The 21147-nt window shown below is 47.1% G+C and carries 31 protein-coding genes; 2 read left to right on the plus strand and 29 right to left on the minus strand.

The window, feature by feature from the left end; genetic code table 11:
- Window positions 1–7 precede the first annotated feature (7 nt).
- Genes ACFQ45_RS04460 through ACFQ45_RS04470 form a run of 3 tightly spaced genes read right to left on the minus strand, consistent with a single transcriptional unit; the run spans window position 8 to window position 2933 of the window.
- Window positions 8–1294 carry a TRAP transporter large permease gene (locus ACFQ45_RS04460; RefSeq protein ID WP_377365749.1) on the minus strand — a complete coding sequence of 429 codons (1287 nt, stop codon included), beginning with the start codon at window positions 1292–1294 and terminating at the stop codon, window positions 8–10.
- Complete coding sequence (locus tag ACFQ45_RS04465) at window positions 1291–1893, minus strand: TRAP transporter small permease subunit (RefSeq protein ID WP_377365751.1); 603 nt, start codon at window positions 1891–1893, stop codon at window positions 1291–1293. Before ACFQ45_RS04465 ends, ACFQ45_RS04460 begins: the two co-directional genes overlap by 4 nt.
- On the minus strand, window positions 1893–2933 hold the full coding sequence (locus ACFQ45_RS04470) for a TRAP transporter substrate-binding protein (RefSeq protein WP_377365753.1): 1041 nt from the start codon (window positions 2931–2933) through the stop codon (window positions 1893–1895). Before ACFQ45_RS04470 ends, ACFQ45_RS04465 begins: the two co-directional genes overlap by 1 nt.
- Before the next feature lie 239 nt (window positions 2934–3172).
- Between ACFQ45_RS04470 and ACFQ45_RS04475 the strand changes: the two genes are divergently transcribed.
- A complete protein-coding gene (locus tag ACFQ45_RS04475; protein WP_377365755.1) occupies window positions 3173–4132 on the plus strand; it encodes a LysR family transcriptional regulator in 960 nt (319 codons plus the stop codon).
- 92 nt (window positions 4133–4224) lie between these two features.
- On the opposite strand, the gene ssb is transcribed toward ACFQ45_RS04475, so the two are convergent.
- Both ssb and ACFQ45_RS04485 read right to left on the minus strand, forming a co-directional pair.
- A complete protein-coding gene (ssb, locus tag ACFQ45_RS04480) occupies window positions 4225–4896 on the minus strand; it encodes a single-stranded DNA-binding protein (protein ID WP_377365757.1) in 672 nt (223 codons plus the stop codon).
- 33 nt (window positions 4897–4929) lie between these two features.
- Window positions 4930–6288 (minus strand): MFS transporter, encoded by a 1359-nt coding sequence (locus tag ACFQ45_RS04485; RefSeq protein WP_377365759.1) that lies wholly within the window; start codon window positions 6286–6288, stop codon window positions 4930–4932.
- Between the two features lie 152 nt (window positions 6289–6440).
- On the opposite strand from ACFQ45_RS04485, the gene uvrA reads away from it, so the two are divergent.
- Complete coding sequence (gene uvrA / locus ACFQ45_RS04490) at window positions 6441–9260, plus strand: excinuclease ABC subunit UvrA (protein ID WP_377365761.1); 2820 nt, start codon at window positions 6441–6443, stop codon at window positions 9258–9260.
- A gap of 128 nt (window positions 9261–9388) precedes the next feature.
- On the opposite strand, the gene rplQ is transcribed toward uvrA, so the two are convergent.
- The 24 genes from rplQ to rplB all read right to left on the minus strand — a co-directional run bounded on the left by rplQ (window position 9389) and on the right by rplB (window position 21133).
- Window positions 9389–9772: a 50S ribosomal protein L17 gene (gene rplQ, locus ACFQ45_RS04495; protein WP_055462827.1), complete on the minus strand. Its 384-nt coding sequence runs from the start codon at window positions 9770–9772 to the stop codon at window positions 9389–9391.
- Window positions 9773–9814: 42 nt separating this feature from the next.
- Window positions 9815–10819 (minus strand): DNA-directed RNA polymerase subunit alpha, encoded by a 1005-nt coding sequence (locus ACFQ45_RS04500; protein ID WP_377365764.1) that lies wholly within the window; start codon window positions 10817–10819, stop codon window positions 9815–9817.
- Between the two features lie 36 nt (window positions 10820–10855).
- On the minus strand, window positions 10856–11476 hold the full coding sequence (rpsD, locus tag ACFQ45_RS04505) for a 30S ribosomal protein S4 (protein ID WP_377365766.1): 621 nt from the start codon (window positions 11474–11476) through the stop codon (window positions 10856–10858).
- A 14-nt stretch (window positions 11477–11490) separates the two neighbouring features.
- Window positions 11491–11883: a 30S ribosomal protein S11 gene (gene rpsK / locus ACFQ45_RS04510; RefSeq protein ID WP_377365768.1), complete on the minus strand. Its 393-nt coding sequence runs from the start codon at window positions 11881–11883 to the stop codon at window positions 11491–11493.
- Window positions 11884–11951: 68 nt separating this feature from the next.
- Window positions 11952–12308: a 30S ribosomal protein S13 gene (gene rpsM / locus ACFQ45_RS04515; protein WP_377365770.1), complete on the minus strand. Its 357-nt coding sequence runs from the start codon at window positions 12306–12308 to the stop codon at window positions 11952–11954.
- 119 nt (window positions 12309–12427) lie between these two features.
- Window positions 12428–12541: a 50S ribosomal protein L36 gene (rpmJ, locus tag ACFQ45_RS04520; RefSeq protein WP_082861045.1), complete on the minus strand. Its 114-nt coding sequence runs from the start codon at window positions 12539–12541 to the stop codon at window positions 12428–12430.
- A gap of 19 nt (window positions 12542–12560) precedes the next feature.
- Window positions 12561–13892 carry a preprotein translocase subunit SecY gene (gene secY / locus ACFQ45_RS04525; RefSeq protein ID WP_377365773.1) on the minus strand — a complete coding sequence of 444 codons (1332 nt, stop codon included), beginning with the start codon at window positions 13890–13892 and terminating at the stop codon, window positions 12561–12563.
- On the minus strand, window positions 13893–14327 hold the full coding sequence (rplO, locus tag ACFQ45_RS04530) for a 50S ribosomal protein L15 (protein ID WP_377365775.1): 435 nt from the start codon (window positions 14325–14327) through the stop codon (window positions 13893–13895).
- 1 nt (window position 14328) lies between these two features.
- On the minus strand, window positions 14329–14514 hold the full coding sequence (gene rpmD / locus ACFQ45_RS04535) for a 50S ribosomal protein L30 (RefSeq protein WP_377365777.1): 186 nt from the start codon (window positions 14512–14514) through the stop codon (window positions 14329–14331).
- 6 nt (window positions 14515–14520) lie between these two features.
- Window positions 14521–15021 carry a 30S ribosomal protein S5 gene (gene rpsE / locus ACFQ45_RS04540; RefSeq protein WP_377365779.1) on the minus strand — a complete coding sequence of 167 codons (501 nt, stop codon included), beginning with the start codon at window positions 15019–15021 and terminating at the stop codon, window positions 14521–14523.
- Between the two features lie 10 nt (window positions 15022–15031).
- Window positions 15032–15382 (minus strand): 50S ribosomal protein L18, encoded by a 351-nt coding sequence (gene rplR, locus ACFQ45_RS04545; protein ID WP_377365781.1) that lies wholly within the window; start codon window positions 15380–15382, stop codon window positions 15032–15034.
- A gap of 13 nt (window positions 15383–15395) precedes the next feature.
- Entirely contained in the window at window positions 15396–15929 is a 534-nt protein-coding gene (rplF, locus tag ACFQ45_RS04550) for a 50S ribosomal protein L6 (RefSeq protein WP_377365783.1), read from the minus strand.
- Window positions 15930–15937: 8 nt separating this feature from the next.
- Complete coding sequence (gene rpsH, locus ACFQ45_RS04555; RefSeq protein ID WP_377365785.1) at window positions 15938–16330, minus strand: 30S ribosomal protein S8; 393 nt, start codon at window positions 16328–16330, stop codon at window positions 15938–15940.
- Between the two features lie 129 nt (window positions 16331–16459).
- Entirely contained in the window at window positions 16460–16765 is a 306-nt protein-coding gene (gene rpsN / locus ACFQ45_RS04560; protein ID WP_377365787.1) for a 30S ribosomal protein S14, read from the minus strand.
- A gap of 12 nt (window positions 16766–16777) precedes the next feature.
- Window positions 16778–17317, minus strand: a complete 540-nt coding sequence (rplE, locus tag ACFQ45_RS04565; RefSeq protein WP_055462814.1) for a 50S ribosomal protein L5 — start codon at window positions 17315–17317, stop codon at window positions 16778–16780.
- Window positions 17318–17334: 17 nt separating this feature from the next.
- On the minus strand, window positions 17335–17652 hold the full coding sequence (rplX, locus tag ACFQ45_RS04570) for a 50S ribosomal protein L24 (protein ID WP_377365790.1): 318 nt from the start codon (window positions 17650–17652) through the stop codon (window positions 17335–17337).
- Between the two features lie 17 nt (window positions 17653–17669).
- Window positions 17670–18038, minus strand: coding sequence for a 50S ribosomal protein L14 (gene rplN / locus ACFQ45_RS04575; protein ID WP_377365792.1), 369 nt, complete (start codon window positions 18036–18038; stop codon window positions 17670–17672).
- A 51-nt stretch (window positions 18039–18089) separates the two neighbouring features.
- Window positions 18090–18356: a 30S ribosomal protein S17 gene (gene rpsQ, locus ACFQ45_RS04580; protein ID WP_377365794.1), complete on the minus strand. Its 267-nt coding sequence runs from the start codon at window positions 18354–18356 to the stop codon at window positions 18090–18092.
- A gap of 1 nt (window position 18357) precedes the next feature.
- A complete protein-coding gene (rpmC, locus tag ACFQ45_RS04585; protein ID WP_055462810.1) occupies window positions 18358–18549 on the minus strand; it encodes a 50S ribosomal protein L29 in 192 nt (63 codons plus the stop codon).
- The gene (gene rplP, locus ACFQ45_RS04590; RefSeq protein WP_013797835.1) at window positions 18550–18963 is read right to left on the minus strand and encodes a 50S ribosomal protein L16; all 414 of its coding nucleotides are present in this window, start codon (window positions 18961–18963) and stop codon (window positions 18550–18552) included.
- Between the two features lie 10 nt (window positions 18964–18973).
- A complete protein-coding gene (rpsC, locus tag ACFQ45_RS04595) occupies window positions 18974–19654 on the minus strand; it encodes a 30S ribosomal protein S3 (RefSeq protein ID WP_377365798.1) in 681 nt (226 codons plus the stop codon).
- A gap of 14 nt (window positions 19655–19668) precedes the next feature.
- A complete protein-coding gene (gene rplV / locus ACFQ45_RS04600; protein WP_055462807.1) occupies window positions 19669–20001 on the minus strand; it encodes a 50S ribosomal protein L22 in 333 nt (110 codons plus the stop codon).
- A 16-nt stretch (window positions 20002–20017) separates the two neighbouring features.
- The gene (rpsS, locus tag ACFQ45_RS04605) at window positions 20018–20293 is read right to left on the minus strand and encodes a 30S ribosomal protein S19 (protein ID WP_055462806.1); all 276 of its coding nucleotides are present in this window, start codon (window positions 20291–20293) and stop codon (window positions 20018–20020) included.
- Between the two features lie 15 nt (window positions 20294–20308).
- Window positions 20309–21133, minus strand: a complete 825-nt coding sequence (rplB, locus tag ACFQ45_RS04610; protein ID WP_377365801.1) for a 50S ribosomal protein L2 — start codon at window positions 21131–21133, stop codon at window positions 20309–20311.
- Between the last annotated feature and the right edge of the window lie 14 nt (window positions 21134–21147).

Raw genomic sequence — 21147 nt, forward strand, 5'->3', positions numbered from 1 at the left:
AGCTAAATTAGCCCATCACCAACTCAGGCAACCAAGTCGCCACACCCGGCACCAAGATCAATACCCCGATCATGATGAACAAGCCAATGACAAACGGCGTCACGCCAATGATAGTGTCGTGCATAGGGCCAGAGCCGCGAACGTTTTGAACAACAAACAAATTTAATCCCACAGGCGGTGTAATCAGCGCGGACTCAATCAAAACAATCACCAAAATGCCGAACCAAATGGGATCAAAACCGAGCTGAATCATCACGGGAGCGATAATCGGCACCGTTGTGATCATCAGAGACAGAGTTTCCATAAAGCAGCCCAGCAATAGGAACAGACCAATCACTAACAACAGCATCATGTTGGGACTGATACCAAGACTGTAAATGGAACTTACCAGGGCGTCGGTGAGCCCTACAGCCGTCATGACAAAGTTTAAGAAATAGGCGGCCAACACAATCAACATAATCATCGCGGTGGACTTAACCGTATTTTCCACGGCTTCTAACAGCACTCGCCAAGTAAGCCTTTTACTCGCTGCGGCTAAGATCAGCATGGCAACCACACCCAACCCAGCAGATTCCGTGGGCGTAGCGATGCCCGCATATATCGAACCGACCACCACCAGAAACAGTAATAACGGCGGCAATAAATGCACTAAGGAACGCACACGATGGGACCAACTGGCAGGCTCTCGCTTACCTCCCCAGCTTGGTTTCAGGACACAAGCGACCACCAAGATAATCATGAAGATCAAGATCAAACAGATCCCTGGCAATAAACCAGCAAGATACAAACGTGGCACAGAGGTATCCGTTAGCACACCATAGATAATCATGTTGACGGATGGTGGAATCAGAATACCCAAGGTACCACCAGCCGCCAGTGACCCGATAAACAAACGCTCGTTGTATTTGTGCTTTCGCGCCTGAGGTATAGCCACCGTACCCACCGTAGCGGAGGTCGCGACACTTGAACCACTGGTAGCGGAAAACAGACCACATGCCACGATGTTGGCATGATTCAAGCCACCTGGTAGCCAATTCAGCCAAACCGTCAGGGCATCATACATGCGCTCTGCATACCCAGAGCGCAACAGCAATTCCCCTAATAGAATAAACAGAGGGATCGATACCAATAGGAACTCATGACTCGTTGACCAAGACACTTCCCCTAGTGCTCGGGTCACAGGTAGGAACGAATAGAATTTATCCAGCACCACACCGAGCAAACCAATACTGGCGGCCACCGGGATCGACAGCGCCAATAAAAACAACAACACCGATACAGCGGTTAAAATCATACATCCTCCCGATGTGTCGACTGGGATTTAGCAAACGAGGCTTCTTCTTGGGCTTCATCCAAACCAGACTTAGGCGCCAACAGCTGCTGCACACGGTCAACATCCCCTTTCACTAAGGCAAAAAGGCTATTCCACAACAGCGCAATCAGAGTGATAAGAAACAAACAAAAGCCCACAAACCAAAGCCCTTGGGGCAACCAAAGAGGCGTTTGCAATGGTGTATTACTCAAAGAGTTCATATCCCAAGAAGCAAACACAACCTCCCAGCTGTAGCGCACCAACAAGCCCACAAAGGACGCCAGAGCAACCAAAGAAATAATGTTAAAAACTGCCTGAATGGCACAAGGAAAATATTGATAAAGCACATCGATGCGGATATGGCTGCGATTCAATAACACTGAAGAGCTGCCCCAGCTTACTGCGATGGCCAAGGCATAACCGGAGAGCTCATCTGAGCCCCCCATAGTCAGGCCAAATAACTTACGCACAATCACATCGCCGGAAACCAACAAAGCTGCCAACAGCACGGTAATGCCGGCTACTCTGGCGGCCCAGCGGGCCAACCAGTTGCAGATTGCTAATGCTTGATCACCCATCATTATGGGGCAGCCTTAACATCAACCACTTGACCTACTGTGTCATTCCACGCCTCAACACATTCGGCTGTACAGCGCTCCGCCCACTTTGGCACCACTTCTGCCAATAGAGTTTCATGCAACAAAGCACGGTCTTCGTCATCCGCTTTCACCAGTGTCATAGCGCCTTTGTAGCCAATCTCACAGCTATCTAGCCCCTGGTTACATTCGTACCCCTGCTCTGTTTGGTACTTCACTTCGTTCCAAATTCGGGATTCGAGTGCTGCCACTTTATTTTCAATGTAAGCCTGTGTTTCTGGGGCGGTGTTGTTCCAAGTTTTATTGCTCACCACAAGAACAATTTGGTTCCATGCAATAGGTAGCTCCACGATGTGGTCAGACACCTCATACCACTTAGCCAAGTTGCCTGAAAGTGTGGCCGTAATCGCACAATCAACAACACCATTTTGCAGTGCAGGCACCACCTCACCAAATGCCATCGTTACGCCAGTGCCGCCTAGGGCATCAACGAATTCCGCTTGAGTACGAGACGATGTTCGAACCTTCTTACCTTTCAAGTCGGCCAGATCTTGGATATCCCCTTTACAGTACAGAACCTGAGCTGGGTTAGGCCAAAGGCCCAATAACTTAGCATCAAACTTATCGTCGTAGACCTTACTCAAATAAGGTTTAAAACCATCTGTCACGGCTCGAGCACTGTCATAATCCGTTGTTAAGCCTGCCAAATCGATGGCTTCGTTCACTGGATCATCGGAAGACATATAGGCCATGATGGTAGCGCCGTATTCAATGACACCTTGCTTCACCAAACGTAAAATCTCACCACCTTTGAGACCCATCTCATTAAATGGACGGATCTCCGCCGTCACCTGACCGTTAGAATCTTCTGCCAGTTCTTCACCGAAAAATGGCGCTTCAAAATCTCGGTAAGAAGCAGACGTCCCCACCGACCCGACCACTTTCAAATGTGTCGCAGGCAATTCATCCGCATACGCATTGATCGCCAACATACTCGTAACCACCATAGGCAACAGCTTTTTCATGAAAATCTCCGTTGATCTAGACAAATAATTGTTCATTATTTCTTTACAGCAAAAGACGCAATCATCTAATTAACTGTAAAAAAACCTCCTCACAGCGTATTTTCATCATTTACCATGAGATATATTCTGTCTATCGAAGATTTTTAGCCCTACCTGTTAAGAAAAAATAAACAGTTAATGCCCATTTTTTAAGCAGCTTTCTTCACCAACATTGGTCACCGCACAACCTTGAGGCACTTATGAACACAAAATTTGTTGAAACCTTCCTCCAGCTAGCTGAGGTTAAAAGTGTCCGGCAAGTGGCTCGGCAAATGCACACGACCCCTGGCACCGTTTCCATGAGAATCAAGAAGCTCGAGGAGCAAGTGGGCGTGACCCTATTTAACTGGAACCACAAGACTCTCGAGATCACTCCAAAAGGCGCTCAACTTATTAGCTATGCCCAAGCCATTATGGAAGCGACCGAGGCATTTAAAAATGCCAGCTCCACTAAGACCCATACGTCGAAACTAAGGCTGGGGGTAAACGAGTCGATTGTGCTGACAGTGTTGCCAAAAATTATGCGATTTTTAGAACGACTTATTCCGGGGATTCAAATCGATCTCAGCGTAGACCTGACCACGAATTTGAAGGAACGCCTCATATTGCGTGAACTAGATATCATCATGCATGTCAGCGGCGACCAAACTGCGACCCCCTTCTTTAGCAGCTACGACATTTTGGAATTCCCGCAGCATTGGATATCTAAGCCAAGATCTTTAGGGGTTGACCAGCCCCTTGACCAGTTACTGAGTAAGCAGTTTATTACTCAGATGCGAGGAACTGTTCCCTATGAATTAGCCCTCGATACCCTGCGGCAGCTTAGCGAAAAATATGGCCTGCCAGCTTCAGATATTCGCGTATCGGGCTCCCCTTCTCTGGCCGCCATGATCTCCCTCGTTAAAGGCGGCATTGGAATTGGCATCATGCCCGCCATACTGGTGAAAAAAGAACTCCTAGAAGGCGAGCTGATCGAACTGAATCATCCAACCATTCCTGCCACCAAAGTCAGTTTGAGCCATATGCGCAATGCCTCCCCAGCAATCTGCTCGACGGCAGACTTGATCAATAAGATTTGCGCCCACTACTGCCGAAAAGAAAGCCGTCATTACATTCGATTTGTTGGGGACAAGAGTGCGATTCAATACAAACCTTACTAGCCTTGAATCTTTCTCCACAACAAACATCCAGACACAAAAAAACCGCTTAATAGCGGCTTTTTTGAGCAAAACTCTTTAACATTTGTCTTTGGTTAGAACGGAATATCGTCATCAAAGTCGTCAAAGTTTGGCGCAGGCTGCTGAGGCTTAGCCGGCTGCTCTGGCGCTTTTTGTTGTGGCGGCTGTTGAGGTTGGTTACCCCAGCTACCAAATGATTGAGGTTGCGCAGCTGGTGCTGCTTGTTGAGGCTGGCCGTAACCACTTTGTGCTGGCTGCTGACCGTAACCACCTTGCTGAGGCTGTTGCGCTGGTTGCTGGGGCGCACCGTAACCGCCTTGTTGAGGCGCCGACTGCTGTGGCTGACCACCACCGTATCCACCACCCATGTTGTTGTCGTAACCACCTTGCTGACCGTCAGCACGGCCGTCCAACAGTTGCATCTCATTGGCTACGATTTCAGTGGTGTAACGCTTGATACCGTCTTTTTCCCACTCACGAGTGCGTAGAGAACCTTCTACATACACTTTAGAGCCTTTCTTAATGAAATCACCTGCGATTTGACCTAGGCGGTAGTTACCACGATCCATGAAAGCAACGCGGTGCCACTCTGTACGTTCTTGCATTTGACCTGTTTGACGGTCACGCCAGCTTTCTGTTGTTGCTAGGTTCACGTTTGCAACGGCTGCGCCAGATGGCATGAAACGCACTTCTGCATCACTGCCTGCGTTGCCAATCAAGATTACTTTATTTATTCCACGTGCCATGAGGTCACTCCAATGCTTTAACTGTCTAAAATCTTATAACTGAATTTGCGGTGCCACTTGCTGCAGTGCCGCTTTATCTAACTGCTGTTTATCTACCTTCAGATAAGCAGTCTGCTCATCTGCAAAAATCTGCATATCTTCCACTCCTTGGATCGCTTTTAACTGCTCCTTCAAGCGTTCTATATCCTGTTCACTGTGCGTCGCGATACTGAATGCCATACTAGCAATTTTTCTCGGCACAGGCTGTAGTAAGCTAACAATTGACCAAATAAGCCACATACCACCAATCACTGAAAACATGGTCTCTACAGAAGTGTTTTGTAGCAACCAACCGCCGCCAGCACCACCCACAAAGGCCCCCATAAACTGGTGGGTTGAGAAGACCCCCATGGCGGTGCCGCGATAGCCCACCGGTGCCAATTTACTTAAGGTTGATGGCAAAGTGGCTTCAAGGGTATTAAAAGCAACAAAGAACAAGCATACCGCAATTGCAAACAACCATAAATGTGTTGTCCATTCCATTAACAGGGTTGTCAGCCCCATTAAGAAAATCACCAAGGTAAGCACCTGTTTCATCTTTCCTTTACCTTCCGCGGCAATGACCAAAGGCAACATCGCAATGAATGCCGCCGCCATGACGACCAAATAAAGAATACTGTGCTGCCCTAAGGCTAACCCATAGCGCTCAACCAACATGGAGGGGATAGCCACAAACAAAGCCGTTAAACTTCCATGCAATAACAACACGCTCACGTTTAGGAAACGCAAGCGACCATCTTTTATGACACGCCCCAAAGCCTGATAACTGGGGGTCGTATCACGACGGAAGGAATGCTGCGTGACATTTGGCACCGCCCAAATCACCAATGCCATACCAACAAAGGAGAAAGCAAAGGACAAATAGAATAACCCAGACAACCCAACCCATTGGAACAAAATAGGACCTAGAATCAGCGACAACATAAAAGATGCACCAATGCTGATCCCTACCGTTGCCATGGCTTTGGTTCGGTTTTGCTCTTTCGTCACATCGCTAAGCAGAGCCATCAAGGTACTAGCAATCGCCCCTGCCCCTTGAATCGCCCGACCAATAATCAAGCTAGCAATACTGTCTGCGTTGGCACAAATGACGCTTCCCAAAGCAAAAAGAATCAAGCCAAACAGAATGACTTTTTTACGACCAATCTTATCCGACATCATCCCCATGGGGATCTGTAACGACGCTTGTGTAAAGCCGTAAATACCAATAGCCGTCCCGATAAGCGCCGCATCGGCACCATCAAGGCCATCAGCGGCAACACTGATGACAGGCATTATCAGAAACAAGCCCAACATACGGAACAAATAAACCAATGCGAGAGCTAATACTGAACGACGTTCGATGACATCCATAGAAGTTACTACTTGCGTATTAGGAGATGATTGTTGAAAGATCCGGGATTTTACTAAAAATACCGTTGAAGCTCTATTTCAAGTACTGTAAAAATAGACAGTTATTCTATTTTGAATGATTTTTTCCTTGGTTGCATTATTTTTGGAGACGCATGGATACCATAACGATTCGCGGTGCGCGGACACACAATCTAAAAAACATCGATTTAGATATTCCTCGCGACAAGCTCGTAGTGATTACAGGGCTATCGGGATCAGGTAAATCGTCACTGGCTTTTGACACTCTTTACGCGGAAGGACAACGTCGTTACGTTGAGTCCCTTTCTACGTATGCACGCCAGTTTTTATCCATGATGGAAAAGCCCGACATCGACCATATCGAAGGCTTATCCCCAGCGATCTCCATCGAGCAAAAGTCTACCTCCCATAACCCGCGCTCTACCGTGGGAACCATCACCGAAATTTACGATTATCTACGTCTGCTGTTTGCTCGTGCAGGTCAACCACGCTGTCCAGATCATGGAGAGCCACTAGAAGCTCAAACCATTAGTCAGATGGTTGATAAAGTTTTAGCGCTGCCCGAAGAAAGCAAAATGATGCTGCTCGCCCCCATTGTCAAAGATCGTAAAGGTGAGCACTTACACACCATCAGCGAGCTACTTTCCAAGGGGTTCGTCCGTGCACGAATAGACGGCATTGTCGTTGATCTAGACGATGCCCCCGCCCTAGAAAAAAACAAAAAGCACACCATCGAAGTGGTCATTGATCGTTTCAAAGTACGTTCAGACCTACAGTTACGCCTCGCAGAATCCTTTGAAACCTGCTTGGCCCTATCTGATGGCATTGCCAAAGTCATCAACATGGATGACGAGAAAGACGAACTGGTATTCTCAAGCAAATTTGCCTGCCCTGTGTGTGGCTACGCTATCACCGAGCTTGAACCCCGCCTATTCTCCTTCAACAACCCAAATGGCGCATGTCAGACTTGTGACGGCTTAGGCACCCACCAAGTCTTTGATGCGGATCGAGTGATTCAAGATGAAAACCTGACCCTAGGAGAAGGCGCTATCCGTGGCTGGGGCCGTCGCAGTATATTCTACTTCCAGCAGCTCAATGCCTTAGCGAACTTTTATGGCTTTGATATCAATGCCAAGTTCAAAGACATACCTAGTCACTACCAAGATAAAATCCTTAATGGTTCAGGCAAAGACAAGATCGACTTTGTCTACATCAATGAGCGTGGCGATAAAATGACACGCTCCCATGCCTTTGAAGGGGTTTTACCTAACCTAAATCGTCGTTATCTAGAAACCGAGTCAGACAGCGTTCGTGAAGACTTGTCACAGTACATTAGTGTGAAGCCATGCCCAAGTTGTCACGGTACCCGATTAAATCGTGCAGCACGTAACGTCTTTATTGCCTCTGAAACCTTACCGGACATTGTTAAAAAGCCCATTGCAGAATGCCTAGAATACTTCGAGACATTACAGTTAACGGGCGCGAAGGGCGAAATCGCCTCAAAGATCCTAAAAGAAATCCGAGACCGACTCACTTTCTTAGTGAACGTAGGCCTGGACTATTTAACACTCGACCGAAAAGCGGATTCATTATCCGGTGGTGAAGCTCAGCGTATCCGTCTTGCGAGCCAGATTGGCGCTGGGCTAGTAGGTGTCATGTACATCCTTGACGAACCCTCCATTGGCTTGCACCAACGGGACAACGAACGGTTAATCGCCACACTCACTCGATTACGAGACCTAGGTAACACAGTCATTGTCGTTGAGCATGATGAAGATGCAATACGCATAGCAGACCACGTTGTGGATATCGGCCCTGGCGCAGGTGTTCACGGAGGACAAGTGATTGCGTCCGGTACGCCAGATGACATCATGGCATGTAAGAACTCAGTTACCGGGCAGTATTTGACCGGTGAACGCTCAATCAAGATTCCAGAGATAAGGCAGAAAGCCACAGGAGGCCAGCAACTTACCTTGCACGGGGCCAATGGCAATAACTTAAACGATGTGACCCTGAATATCCCTGTCGGTGTCATGACATGTGTCACAGGGGTTTCCGGCTCTGGTAAGTCGACACTCATCAACGGTACCCTGTTTCCACTTGCCGCAACCGCTCTAAATGGTGCCACCACACTCAAACCAGCAGGCTATGAGAAAGTAGAAGGACTGGATCATTTTGATAAGTGCGTGGATATTGACCAAAGTCCTATCGGTCGAACGCCACGTTCTAACCCAGCCACTTACACTGGCATTTTCACTCCTATGCGGGAACTATTTGCTGCGACACAGGAAGCACGGTCACGTGGCTATAAACCAGGACGATTCTCTTTTAACGTAAAAGGCGGTCGCTGTGAGGCCTGTCAAGGTGATGGGGTGATCAAGGTAGAGATGCATTTCTTACCTGACGTGTATGTCCCTTGTGATGTCTGTAAAGGTCAGCGGTACAATCGTGAAACATTAGAAATCACCTACAAGGGTAAAAATATTCACGAATGTCTGGAAATGACCATCGAGGAAGCTCGAGAGTTCTTCGACCCAGTCCCGTCAATCGCTCGCAAACTCCAAACCCTCATTGACGTTGGCCTTGGCTATATTCGTTTGGGGCAAGCAGCCACCACACTCTCCGGCGGCGAAGCCCAACGGGTAAAACTGGCTAAAGAGCTATCCAAACGAGATACCGGCAAAACACTGTACATCTTAGATGAGCCAACAACAGGCCTTCATTTCGCAGACATCGAACTGCTGTTGTCGGTACTGCACCGTTTGCGTGATCACGGCAATACGATTGTTGTCATCGAGCATAATCTTGATGTGATCAAGACTGCGGATTGGATTGTAGACCTTGGTCCTGAGGGAGGCAGCGGAGGCGGCTATATTATTGCTGAAGGCACACCGGAAGAGGTTGCTAAATCTGAGGTTTCCCACACTGGTCGATTCTTAAAAACCATGCTGTAACCATGACAGTGCATAAAAAAGGGACTGCTTAGCAGTCCCTTTTTTTTATCTCAGCTTTGAATATCTTGATAGATACCGCCAAAACGAAAAAAGCCGGGCAAAGCCCGGCCTTTTTAAGCAAATGCTAATTACTCAGCGTCTGCAGCTTCCGCAACTGGACGATCAACCAGTTCTACGTAAGCCATAGGTGCATTGTCACCTGCACGGAAGCCACATTTAAGAATGCGAACATAACCGCCAGGACGACCTTGGTAACGAGGACCAAGCTCAGAGAACAATTTACCTACTGCATCTTTGCTGCGAGTGCGAGCAAAGGCTAGGCGACGATTCGCAACGGAATCTTCTTTCGCCAATGTGATCAAAGGCTCAGCAACGCGACGAAGTTCTTTGGCTTTCGGCAACGTAGTTTTAATAACTTCGTGCTCGAATAAAGAAGCAGCCATGTTTTTGAACATCGCTTTACGATGTGAGCTAGTACGGTTTAAGTGACGTCCACTCTTACGATGACGCATTATACATTCCTTACCAAACTACGGTGGTCAGGGAACAATGATCTAGCGAGCTAGAACTTTGCTATCATCTTTCAAACTAGCTGGTGGCCAGTTTTCCAGACGCATTCCCAATGACAAACCGCGCTGTGCTAAAACATCTTTAATTTCAGTTAATGATTTCTTACCAAGGTTAGGCGTTTTAAGTAGCTCAACCTCTGTACGCTGAATCAAATCACCAATGTAGTAGATGTTTTCTGCTTTCAGACAGTTAGCACTGCGAACGGTTAGCTCAAGATCATCAACCGGGCGTAGCAAAATCGGATCAATCTCATCCTCTTCTTCTTCAACCACTGCTTCGCTTTCGCTTTCAAGCGCAACGAAAACAGCAATTTGTTGTTGAAGAATAGTCGCAGCACGACGGATAGCTTCTTCAGGGTCGATAGTACCGTTAGACTCGATGTCGATGACAAGCTTGTCTAGGTCAGTACGTTGCTCTACACGAGCATTCTCAACACTGTAAGCAACACGGCGAACAGGACTAAAAGAGGCATCCAGCTGCAAGCGACCAATAGGACGAGTCTCATCGTCGCCAGCAACACGAGCGTCAGCAGGCTCATAACCACGACCACGAGACACTTTGATCTGCATATTAAGTTCAGCAGTATCATCCAAGTGACAAATCACGTGATCAGGGTTGGCGATCTCGGAATCAGCAACCAACTGGATATCACCAGCAGTTACGACACCAGGACCTTTCTTACTTAGTGTTAGAGTTGCTTCATCTTGCCCGTGTAGAGCGATCGCAACTCCTTTTAGGTTAAGAAGAATTTCAATAACGTCTTCTTTTACCCCTTCAATCGCACTGTACTCATGCAATACACCGTCGATTTCTACCTCAACAATTGCACAACCAGGCATAGAAGACAAAAGAATGCGGCGTAGCGCGTTACCCAGAGTATGACCAAAACCACGTTCTAGTGGTTGAAGCGTTACTTTGGCGCGGGTGTTGCCCAATTCTTGTACTTCGATGTTGCGTGGGGTTAACAATTCGCTCACTGAACGCTGCATAGATCCACCTATTTCTTAATCCTAACCATCTAGCTATTACTTAGAGTAAAGCTCGACGATTAGGTTCTCATTAATTTCAGCTGATAAATCGGCACGCTCAGGAGCAGCTTTGTAAGTTGCTTCTAATTTAGTTGAGTCAACTTCGATCCAATGGATCGGCGCACGATTTTTAGATAGCTCTAGTGCGTTTTGTACACGCAACTGCTTCTTAGCTTTTTCACGGATAGACACTACATCACCAGCTTTAACTTGGAATGAAGCAATGTTTACCGATTCGCCGTTAACTAGAATAGCTTTGTGGCCTACTAGTTGACGAGCTTCCGCACGTGTAGAGCCGAAGCCTGCACGGTATACAACGTTATCTAGACGTGATTCCAAAAGTTGCAGAAGGTTTTCACCTGTAGCACCTTTAATACGAGCAGCGTCTTTGTAGTAGTTGCGGAATTGTTTTTCAAGAATGCCGTACATACGGCGAACTTTTTGTTTTTCACGTAGCTGTAGACCGTAATCAGAAAGACGACCACGACGTGCACCGTGCACACCAGGAACTGTTTCTGCTTTACATTTTGATTCTAGAGCGCGTGAACCACTTTTAAGTTGTAAGTCTGTGCCTTCACGACGAGACAATTTACAAGTTGGACCTAAATAACGAGCCATGTGTCTGTCTCCTCTTAAACGCGACGTTTCTTAGGCGGACGGCAACCGTTGTGCGGGATTGGCGTCACGTCTGTGATGTTGTTGATGCGCAGACCCAATGCATTCAATGCACGAACTGCGGATTCACGACCAGGACCAGGGCCCTTGATCATAACGTCAACGTTCTTTAGGCCGAACTCTTGAGCAGCAGCTCCGGCACGTTCTGCAGCTACTTGAGCCGCAAATGGTGTACTTTTACGAGAACCGCGGAAACCAGAACCACCGGCAGTCGCCCAAGACAATGCATTGCCTTGACGGTCGGTGATAGTCACGATCGTATTATTGAAAGACGCGTGTACGTGAGCTACACCGTCTACGACCGACTTTTTGACTTTTTTCTTGGTACTGCGCGTTGCTGGCTTAGCCATATTGCACTTTTCCTATATCTAATGCTCAGCTCTAGCAGACTTAATGCACTAGAGCGAAACGCGTTAAATTACTTACGAATAGGCTTACGAGGGCCTTTTCGTGTACGAGCGTTCGTTTTGGTACGCTGACCACGAACTGGTAGGCTGCGGCGGTGACGGATGCCACGGTTACAGCCTAAGTCCATCAAACGCTTGATAGACATGCTGACTTCACGGCGGAGGTCACCTTCTACAGTAAACTTAGCAACTTCGCCACGTAGACGGTCGAGTACTTCGTCGCTCAAAGAACCGATTTTAGCGGTTTCTTCGATACCTGCTGAAGCGCAGATAGCTTGAGAGCGAGTGCGACCGATCCCGAAGATGTAAGTTAGAGAAATGACCGCATGTTTATTGTCAGGAATATTGACACCGGCTATACGGGCCATTCACATTACTCCGTTGTTATGGATGAATAATTCATCACTTTGCTTTCATGAGGGCGGCTGATTATGCCAGCGTTGCGGACAAAAATCAACCACCCTCCCATCATCGAATAATCTTGCTATTAGCCTTGACGCTGTTTGTGTCGAGGCTCAGTGCAGATCACTCGAACTGAGCCGTTACGACGAACGACTTTACAGTTACGACAGATTTTCTTTACAGATGCACGTACTTTCATGTTCAACTCCAACCTATGCTTAACGCATTAGGCCATTTGGACCATAACCAGTCAGATTAGACTTTTTCATTAATGATTCGTATTGATGGCTCATTAAGTGACTTTGTACTTGAGACATGAAGTCCATTACTACTACCACTACGATTAACATCGAAGTACCACCGAAGTAGAAAGGAACGTTCCACGCCACAACAAAGAATTGAGGCATCAATGACACTAGAGTGATATACAAGGCACCAAATAGCGTCAAACGAGTCATAACGCCGTCAATGTATCGGGCTGTATGGTCGCCTGGACGAATGCCCGGCAAGAACGCACCGGACTTTTTCAAGTTATCTGCCACATCTTTAGGGTTGAACACCAGCGCTGTATAAAAGAAGCAAAAGAATACAATTGCTATCGCAAACAACAGCACATAGAGCGGTTGCCCAGGAGCTAGAGCTAAAGAGATATTTTGCAACCATTCCATTCCTTCACCTTGACCGAACCACTGGCCGATCGAAGCAGGGAAAAGAAGGATACTAGAAGCGAAGATTGGTGGGATAACACCCGCCATGTTCACTTTTAGAGGCAAATGGCTCTTTTGTGCGGCAAACACCTTTTTACCTTGCTGACGCTTAGCATAATTGACCGTAATGCGACGCTGACCTCGTTCGATGAAAACAACGAACGCGATGGTCGCAATGGCAAGGATGCCAATCAACAACAAAGCAAGGATATTGATATCACCTTGACGGGCCGATTCGAATGAACGACCTAGAGCAGATGGCAAACCAGCGACGATACCTGCAAAGATAAGGATAGAAATACCATTACCAATGCCCTTCTCAGTCACCTGTTCACCCAGCCACATTAGGAAAACTGTACCAGCTACAAGCGTTACAACCGCAACGGCGTAAAACTCTAAACCTGAACTGAAAGAGATTCCTTGGCTAGCAAGACCAACGGCCATACTAGCGGACTGAACCAAAGCAAGTAAAACAGTGCCGTAACGCGTATATTGCGTAATCTTACGACGACCTGCTTCACCTTCCTTTTTGAGCTGCTCTAGCTGCGGGCTCACCACTGTCAACAACTGCATAATGATCGAGGCAGAAATATAAGGAAGGATACCCAGAGCAAAAATACTCATACGCTCCAATGCCCCACCCGAGAATACGTTGAATAAACTCAGGATTGTGCCTTCATTCTGGTCAAATAAGGCAGACAAACGGTCAGGATTAATACCTGGAACCGGAATGTGTGCACCAATTCGATATACAATAATTGCTATAAAAACGAAGCGGATGCGAGCCCAAAGCTCGCCAAGTCCGCTTTGCATTCCAGCTGGTAGTGAACCACGCTTTGTCATCTATTCCTCGACTTTTCCGCCAGCTGCTTCAATAGCAGCACGAGCACCTTTAGTAACTTTAAGACCACGAACTGTTACCGCTTTGTCGATAGAACCAGACAAGATAACGCGTGCTGACTTAATTTTGTCACCTAGGATGTCGGCGCCTTTAAGAGCAGCCAAATCTACAACTTCTGCATTTACTGCGGCTAGTTCGTTAAGACGAACTTCAGCTACATACTGAGCCTGACGTGAAGTAAAACCGAATTTTGGCAGACGACGCTGCAACGGCATTTGACCGCCTTCAAAACCTGGTTTAACAGAGCCACCAGAACGAGACTTAAGACCTTTATGACCACGTCCGCCTGTTTTGCCCAAACCGCTACCAATACCGCGGCCTACACGTTTAGGAGCATGCTTGCTACCTTCGCCAGGGCGAATAGTATTTAGGAACATGTTACTCTCCTACCACTTTAACCATGTAATAAACTTTATTGATCATGCCACGAACAGAAGGAGTATCTTCTAGTTCACGAACTTGACCGATCTTTTTAAGACCCAAGCCTTTAACTGTTTCACGGTGCTTTGGAAGACGACCGATTGGGCTACGAGTCAATTGAACTGTGATGGTTTTGTTAGCCATTACACATTACCCCAAAATTTGATCGACAGACTTACCGCGTTTTGCAGCGATTTGCTCAGGTGCACGCATGTCAGCCAAACCTTTGATCGTTGCGCGAACAACGTTTACAGGGTTAGTTGAACCGTAGCATTTAGCTAATACGTTATGTACGCCTGCGATTTCAAGAACCGCACGCATTGCACCACCAGCGATAACACCAGTACCTTGAGAAGCTGGCTGCATGTATACCTTAGAGGCACCGTGCGCTGCTTTAACAGGGTATTGAAGAGTGTCACCATCTAGAGCAACAGTTACCATGTTGCGACGAGCTTGTTCCATCGCTTTCTGGATAGCTTGAGGAACTTCACGTGCTTTACCACGACCGAAGCCTACTTTACCGTTACCATCACCAACGACTGTCAAAGCAGTGAAAGAGAAGATACGACCACCCTTAACTACTTTAGCAACGCGGTTTACTTGTACTAGCTTCTCTTGTAGATCACTAGTTTGTTGTTCGTTAACTGCCATTTGCTACCCCTTAGAACTCTAGACCAGCTTCACGCGCTGCATCAGCAAGCGCCTGAACGCGACCGTGGTATTTGAAGCCAGAACGGTCAAATGCTACAGCGCTTACGCCAGCTGCTTTTGCACGCTCAGCAATAAGAGCACCTACTTTTGCTGCTGCATCTTTGTTACCAGTTGCAGTTGCACGTAGGCTCGCATCTAGAGTAGAAGCGCTAGCTAGCACTTTGCTACCACATGGCGAAATAACTTGTGCATACATGTGACGAGGTGTGCGATTTACAGTAAGGCGATTCGCACCTAGGTCACGAATATGCAAACGCGCGCGGCGCGCACGACGAATTCGAGATTGTTTCTTAGTGTTCATGAATGCTTACCTACTACTTTTTCTTAGCTTCTTTACGACGAACAGTTTCGTCAGCATAACGAACACCTTTGCCTTTGTATGGCTCTGGTGGACGGAAGCCACGAACTTCAGCAGCCGCTTGGCCTACTGCTTGTTTGTCGATACCGCGAAGAACGATTTCTGTTTGAGAAGCACATTCAGCAGTGATGCCGGCTGGCAACTCGTAATCTACAGGGTGAGAGAAACCTAGAGATAGGTTCAACACGTTACCTTTTACTGCAGCACGGTAACCAACACCTTGTAGTAGCAGACGCTTTTCAAAACCTTGGCTTACGCCAACAACCATGTTGTTCACTAGGGCACGAGTAGTACCAGCTAGTGCATTGGTTTGTTTTGCACCATCACGTGGAGCAAAAGTTAGAACGTTGTCTTCTTTCTTAACTTCAACGCTTGCGTGTACGTTAAGCTCTAACGTGCCTTTGCCACCTTTGATAGCAACAGCTTGGCCGTTAAGAGTAACTTCTACACCACTAGGAAGCGTCACGGGACTTTTAGCAACTCGAGACATACTAACTCCTAGAATACTGTGCAGATTACTTCGCCGCCGATACCAGCAGCGCGAGCAGCGCGGTCAGTCATAACACCTTTAGAAGTAGAGATGATAGCCACACCTAGGCCAGCTTCTACTTTAGGTAGTTCGGCAGTCGCTTTGTACTGACGTAGACTTGGACGTGAAGCGCGTTTAATTTCTTCAATAACTGGCTTACCGTCGAAGTATTTAAGTTCGATAGTAAGAGTCGGCTTAACACCTTCTTGAACAGAAACGCCAGTTACATAACCTTCTTCGCAAAGAACGTTAGCAACAGATACCTTCATTTTTGATGAAGGCATAGTGACAGATGTTTTTGCAGCCATCTGTCCGTTACGGATGCGAGTGATCATATCCGCAATTGTATCTTGCATACTCATTTAAGAGCTCCTAATAGAAAAAACCATTGTGCAGCAAATAGAGCTCGCGCATAGTACACAGCAGCGAGCGGAATGTCCAGTATTTGGACACCCCCCCACTGCGATGTATTATGATCGTGCTCTACTTGCTTACCAACTAGCTTTCTTCAAGCCTGGTACGTCACCACGCATCGCTGCTTCACGTAGCTTGATACGAGACAAGCCGAAGCGACGGTATACGCCGTGTGGACGACCAGTAACCTGACAACGGTTACGCTGGCGTGAAGAAGATGAATCGCGTGGAAGCGCTTGCAATTTAAGCGTTGCTTCCCACTTTTCATCGTCCGATGCATTAACGTCGTTAATGATCGCTTTTAGAGCAGCACGCTTTTCAGCGTACTTAGCTACTAATTTAGTGCGCTTAGCTTCGCGTTGAATCATTGATACTTTAGCCATGATTCCTACCTCTTATTTCTTGAAAGGGAAACTAAAGGCGGCTAGCAAAGCACGACCTTCTTCGTCGGTACGAGCAGTAGTAGTAATGGTAATATCCATACCGCGTACACGGTCTACTTTATCGTAATCGATCTCTGGGAAGATGATCTGCTCTTTAACACCCATGCTGTAGTTACCGCGTCCGTCAAATGACTTCGGGTTCAAACCACGGAAGTCACGGATACGTGGAATAGCAACGTCAACCAAACGGTCGAAGAAGTCCCACATACGGTCGCCACGTAGAGTAACTTTACAACCGATCGGGTAACCGTCACGGATTTTGAAGCCCGCAACAGATTTGCGTGCTTTAGTTACTACCACTTTTTGGCCGCTAAGTGCTGTAAGATCATTTACCGCATTTTCAAGAAGTTTCTTGTCTGCGATAGCTTCACCAACACCCATGTTCAACGTAATTTTAGTGATTTTAGGCACTTCCATCACGTTTTTGTAGTCAAACTGTTCAGTCAGTTTTGCAACTACTTGATCTTTATAAACTTGCTTAAGTCTCGCCATGGCTATAATTCTCGCTCTTAGGCGTCAATCGCTTCGCTGTTAGATTTGAAAACACGCACTTTAGTGCCGTCTTCGTTCACTTTAAAGCCGACGCGATCCGCTTTACCTGTAGCATTGTTAAAAATGGCTACGTTAGAAACCTGAATAGGTGCTTCTTTTTCAACGATACCGCCAGTCGTACCCTTCATAGGGTTTGGCTTTTCGTGTTTCTTGATCATGTTGATACCAGAAACAAGAATACGGTTCTCGTCTACTACTTTAACAACTTTGCCGCGCTTGCCTTTATCTTTACCAGCAATTACAACGACTTCATCGTCACGTTTAATCTTGCGCATTTTTGGTCCCCTCCCTCTTACAGCACTTCTGGTGCAAGAGAAACAATTTTCATGAATTGCTCAGTACGCAACTCACGTGTCACAGGGCCAAAGATACGAGTACCGATTGGTTGCCCTGAAGCGTTAAGTAGAACCGCAGAGTTTACATCAAAGCGGATTACAGAACCATCTGGACGACGCACACCTTTCTTAGTTCGAACGACAACTGCGTTCATAACTTGGCCTTTCTTAACACGACCACGTGGGATCGCTTCTTTAACTGTGACTTTAATTACGTCACCAATAGCAGCGTAACGACGATGAGAGCCACCCAGTACTTTAATACACTGAACGCGCTTCGCGCCGCTGTTATCTGCTACATCAAGCATCGATTCTGTTTGAATCATTTCTGCTCTCCAATCAAATTAGATAACAAGTCTCATGAAGGAAGGAGCTGCTTATACAGCAGCTGCTTTCTCAACAACCTGAACCAGCTTCCAAGTTTTAGTCTTGGAATAAGGACGTGTTTCCACAACCTTAACTGTATCGCCTACTTGGCACTCGTTGTTTTCATCATGAGCGTGCACTTTAGATGAACGACGAACGAACTTACCGTATAACGGGTGACGTTCAGTACGCTCAACTAGTACTACGATGGACTTATCCATCTTATCGCTTACTACTTTACCAGTAGCTGTACGAGCTTGAGTTTCAACACTTGCCATCTTAGTTACCTGCCTTATCATTTAGCACGGTTTTAACACGTGCGATATTGCGGCGAACTTGCGAGAGCAAATGAGTTTGAGCCAACTGACCAGTGGCCTTCTGCATGCGCAGAGTAAATTGCTCACGTAGCAGTTCGATCAAGGTCTGCTGTAGCTCAGCTACAGACTTTTCTTGCAATTCTTTTGCTTTCATCTACATCACCGTACGCGTTACGAAAGTTGTGGATAGAGGAAGCTTAGCGGCTGCTAACGCGAATGCTTCGCGAGCTAGCTGCTCAGAAACGCCCTCAACTTCATAAAGCATCTTGCCAGGTTGAATCTGTGCAACCCAGTATTCTACGCTACCCTTACCTTTACCCTGACGAACCTCTAGAGGCTTCTGAGTAATCGGCTTATCAGGGAATACACGAATCCAGATTTTACCACCACGCTTGATGTGACGAGTCATTGCACGACGCGCCGCTTCAATTTGACGAGCAGTAATACGACCACGTTCAGTGGACTTCAATCCGAATTCACCAAAGCTAACTTGGTTACCGCGAAGTGCTAGACCGCGGTTACGGCCTTTCTGCATCTTACGGAACTTAGTACGTTTCGGCTGTAACATGACTTACCCCCTACTTAGACTTCTTCTTTTGTGCGCCTTTTTCAGCACGCACTTGTTCAATACCGCCCAAGATTTCGCCTTTGAAGATCCACGTCTTAACGCCAATAATGCCGTAAGTTGTGTGAGCTTCATAAGTAGCGTAGTCAATGTCAGCGCGTAGAGTGTGTAGAGGCACACGACCTTCGCGGTACCATTCTGGGCGTGCAATCTCAGCACCACCTAGACGACCACTTACCATAACCTTGATACCCTTCGCACCAGCACGCATAGCGTTTTGTGTAGCACGACGCATAGCGCGACGGAACATTACACGGCGCTCAAGTTGGCCAGCAATGTTTTGCGCAACCAATTTAGCATCAAGTTCAGGCTTACGAATTTCTTCGATGTTGATGTGAACTGGAACACCCATCATTTCTGATACAGCGTTACGTAGTTTCTCAACGTCTTCGCCTTTCTTACCAATCACGATGCCCGGACGAGCAGTGTGAATGGTAATACGAGCAGTTTGTGCAGGACGCTGGATCTCGATGCGAGAAACAGAAGCCTGTACTAATTTTTCTTCAAGGTACTTACGAACCTGAAGATCGTTTAAAAGTTGCTTAGAGTAGTTTTGGTTGTTCGCATACCAAGTAGAAGTATGGTCTTTAACTATCCCTAGGCGAATTCCAGTTGGATGAACCTTCTGACCCATTGGGTATCTCCTAATTAGTCAGCGACTTTAACTGTAATATGGCAACCGCGTTTTAGAATACGATCAGCACGGCCTTTAGCACGAGCTTTGATACGTTTTAGAGTCATAGCCTCATCAACGTAGATCGTAGAAACACGCAAGTCATCGATATCAGCACCTTCGTTATGCTCAGCGTTAGCTACAGCAGACTCTAGTACTTTCTTGACAATTGCTGCCGCCTTTTTAGGACTGAACGCCAAAATGTTCAGTGCTTCGCTTACAGATTTGCCGCGGATTTGATCTGCTACCAAACGGGCCTTCTGCGCTGAGAGGCGAGCACCCTTCAATGAAGCGCTTACTTCACTCATGATTAATACCCCTTAATTACCGTTTGGCTTTCTTGTCCGCAGCATGACCCTTGTAGGTACGGGTCGGAGCGAACTCACCCAATTTATGACCGACCATATCCTCAGATACTAGAACTGGGACGTGTTGGCGACCATTATGGACAGCGATAGTCAACCCTACAAACTCAGGGAAGATAGTAGAACGGCGCGACCAAGTTTTAATTGGACGACGGTCATTCTTTTCTACCGCAGCCTCTACCTTTTTCAACAAATGAAGGTCGATAAAAGGACCTTTTTTTAGTGAACGTGGCACAGTCGTTTCCTCTTATTACTTAGTACGACGACGTACAATAAGTTTATCAGTACGTTTGTTCTTACGAGTTTTGTAACCTTTCGTAGGAACACCCCAAGGAGTAACTGGGTGGCGACCACCTGAGCTACGACCTTCACCACCACCGTGTGGGTGGTCAACCGGGTTCATTGCCGCACCGCGAACTGTAGGACGAACACCGCGCCAGCGCTTAGCACCAGCTTTACCTAGAACACGTAGAGTGTGCTCAGAGTTAGATACTTCACCTAAAGTTGCACGACACTCGGTTAGAACTTTACGCATTTCACCAGAACGTAGGCGAAGAGTTACGTAACGACCTTCACGAGCGACAAGCTGAGCAGAAGCACCTGCAGAACGTGCGATTTGCGCACCTTTGCCAGGCTTAAGCTCGATACAGTGAACCACACTACCTACAGGGATATTTTGCAAAGGCAAAGTATTACCTGCTTTGATAGGAGAGTTCGCACCGTTGGAAACAACAGAACCAGCTTCCATACCTTTGGAAGCGATAATGTAACGACGTTCACCATCAGCGTATTTTACTAACGCAATGTTTGCAGAACGGTTTGGATCATATTCCAAACGCTCAACTACCGCTGGGATACCGTCTTTGTTACGACGGAAATCTACGATACGGTAATGCTGCTTATGACCACCACCTACGTGACGCGTAGTGATGCGTCCGTTGTTGTTACGACCACCTGATTTGCTTTTTTTGTCAAGCAAAGGAGCGTATGGCGCACCTTTATGCAAATCATTGTTAACAACTTTAACAACGTGACGACGGCCTGCAGACGTTGGCTTACTTTTTACAACAGCCATTGACCTATCTCCCC

Origin of the sequence: Rhodanobacter aciditrophus (assembly GCF_042679525.1) — a bacterium.
Lineage (GTDB): Bacteria > Pseudomonadota > Gammaproteobacteria > Pseudomonadales > Marinomonadaceae > Marinomonas > Marinomonas aciditrophus.

Bases quoted from the DNA above. Each gene is read 5' to 3' on its own strand.
- ACFQ45_RS04460 (WP_377365749.1), bottom strand. From the start codon at position 1,294: ATGATTTTAACCGCTGTATCGGTGTTGTTGTTTTTATTGGCGCTGTCG.
- ACFQ45_RS04465 (WP_377365751.1), bottom strand. From the start codon at position 1,893: ATGATGGGTGATCAAGCATTAGCAATCTGCAACTGGTTGGCCCGCTGG.
- ACFQ45_RS04470 (WP_377365753.1), bottom strand. From the start codon at position 2,933: ATGAAAAAGCTGTTGCCTATGGTGGTTACGAGTATGTTGGCGATCAAT.
- ACFQ45_RS04475 (WP_377365755.1), top strand. From the start codon at position 3,173: ATGAACACAAAATTTGTTGAAACCTTCCTCCAGCTAGCTGAGGTTAAA.
- ssb (WP_377365757.1), bottom strand. From the start codon at position 4,896: ATGGCACGTGGAATAAATAAAGTAATCTTGATTGGCAACGCAGGCAGT.
- ACFQ45_RS04485 (WP_377365759.1), bottom strand. From the start codon at position 6,288: ATGGATGTCATCGAACGTCGTTCAGTATTAGCTCTCGCATTGGTTTAT.
- uvrA (WP_377365761.1), top strand. From the start codon at position 6,441: ATGGATACCATAACGATTCGCGGTGCGCGGACACACAATCTAAAAAAC.
- rplQ (WP_055462827.1), bottom strand. From the start codon at position 9,772: ATGCGTCATCGTAAGAGTGGACGTCACTTAAACCGTACTAGCTCACAT.
- ACFQ45_RS04500 (WP_377365764.1), bottom strand. From the start codon at position 10,819: ATGCAGCGTTCAGTGAGCGAATTGTTAACCCCACGCAACATCGAAGTA.
- rpsD (WP_377365766.1), bottom strand. From the start codon at position 11,476: ATGGCTCGTTATTTAGGTCCAACTTGTAAATTGTCTCGTCGTGAAGGC.
- rpsK (WP_377365768.1), bottom strand. From the start codon at position 11,883: ATGGCTAAGCCAGCAACGCGCAGTACCAAGAAAAAAGTCAAAAAGTCG.
- rpsM (WP_377365770.1), bottom strand. From the start codon at position 12,308: ATGGCCCGTATAGCCGGTGTCAATATTCCTGACAATAAACATGCGGTC.
- rpmJ (WP_082861045.1), bottom strand. From the start codon at position 12,541: ATGAAAGTACGTGCATCTGTAAAGAAAATCTGTCGTAACTGTAAAGTC.
- secY (WP_377365773.1), bottom strand. From the start codon at position 13,892: ATGACAAAGCGTGGTTCACTACCAGCTGGAATGCAAAGCGGACTTGGC.
- rplO (WP_377365775.1), bottom strand. From the start codon at position 14,327: ATGTTCCTAAATACTATTCGCCCTGGCGAAGGTAGCAAGCATGCTCCT.
- rpmD (WP_377365777.1), bottom strand. From the start codon at position 14,514: ATGGCTAACAAAACCATCACAGTTCAATTGACTCGTAGCCCAATCGGT.
- rpsE (WP_377365779.1), bottom strand. From the start codon at position 15,021: ATGGCAGTTAACGAACAACAAACTAGTGATCTACAAGAGAAGCTAGTA.
- rplR (WP_377365781.1), bottom strand. From the start codon at position 15,382: ATGAACACTAAGAAACAATCTCGAATTCGTCGTGCGCGCCGCGCGCGT.
- rplF (WP_377365783.1), bottom strand. From the start codon at position 15,929: ATGTCTCGAGTTGCTAAAAGTCCCGTGACGCTTCCTAGTGGTGTAGAA.
- rpsH (WP_377365785.1), bottom strand. From the start codon at position 16,330: ATGAGTATGCAAGATACAATTGCGGATATGATCACTCGCATCCGTAAC.
- rpsN (WP_377365787.1), bottom strand. From the start codon at position 16,765: ATGGCTAAAGTATCAATGATTCAACGCGAAGCTAAGCGCACTAAATTA.
- rplE (WP_055462814.1), bottom strand. From the start codon at position 17,317: ATGGCGAGACTTAAGCAAGTTTATAAAGATCAAGTAGTTGCAAAACTG.
- rplX (WP_377365790.1), bottom strand. From the start codon at position 17,652: ATGCGCAAGATTAAACGTGACGATGAAGTCGTTGTAATTGCTGGTAAA.
- rplN (WP_377365792.1), bottom strand. From the start codon at position 18,038: ATGATTCAAACAGAATCGATGCTTGATGTAGCAGATAACAGCGGCGCG.
- rpsQ (WP_377365794.1), bottom strand. From the start codon at position 18,356: ATGGCAAGTGTTGAAACTCAAGCTCGTACAGCTACTGGTAAAGTAGTA.
- rpmC (WP_055462810.1), bottom strand. From the start codon at position 18,549: ATGAAAGCAAAAGAATTGCAAGAAAAGTCTGTAGCTGAGCTACAGCAG.
- rplP (WP_013797835.1), bottom strand. From the start codon at position 18,963: ATGTTACAGCCGAAACGTACTAAGTTCCGTAAGATGCAGAAAGGCCGT.
- rpsC (WP_377365798.1), bottom strand. From the start codon at position 19,654: ATGGGTCAGAAGGTTCATCCAACTGGAATTCGCCTAGGGATAGTTAAA.
- rplV (WP_055462807.1), bottom strand. From the start codon at position 20,001: ATGAGTGAAGTAAGCGCTTCATTGAAGGGTGCTCGCCTCTCAGCGCAG.
- rplB (WP_377365801.1), bottom strand. From the start codon at position 21,133: ATGGCTGTTGTAAAAAGTAAGCCAACGTCTGCAGGCCGTCGTCACGTT.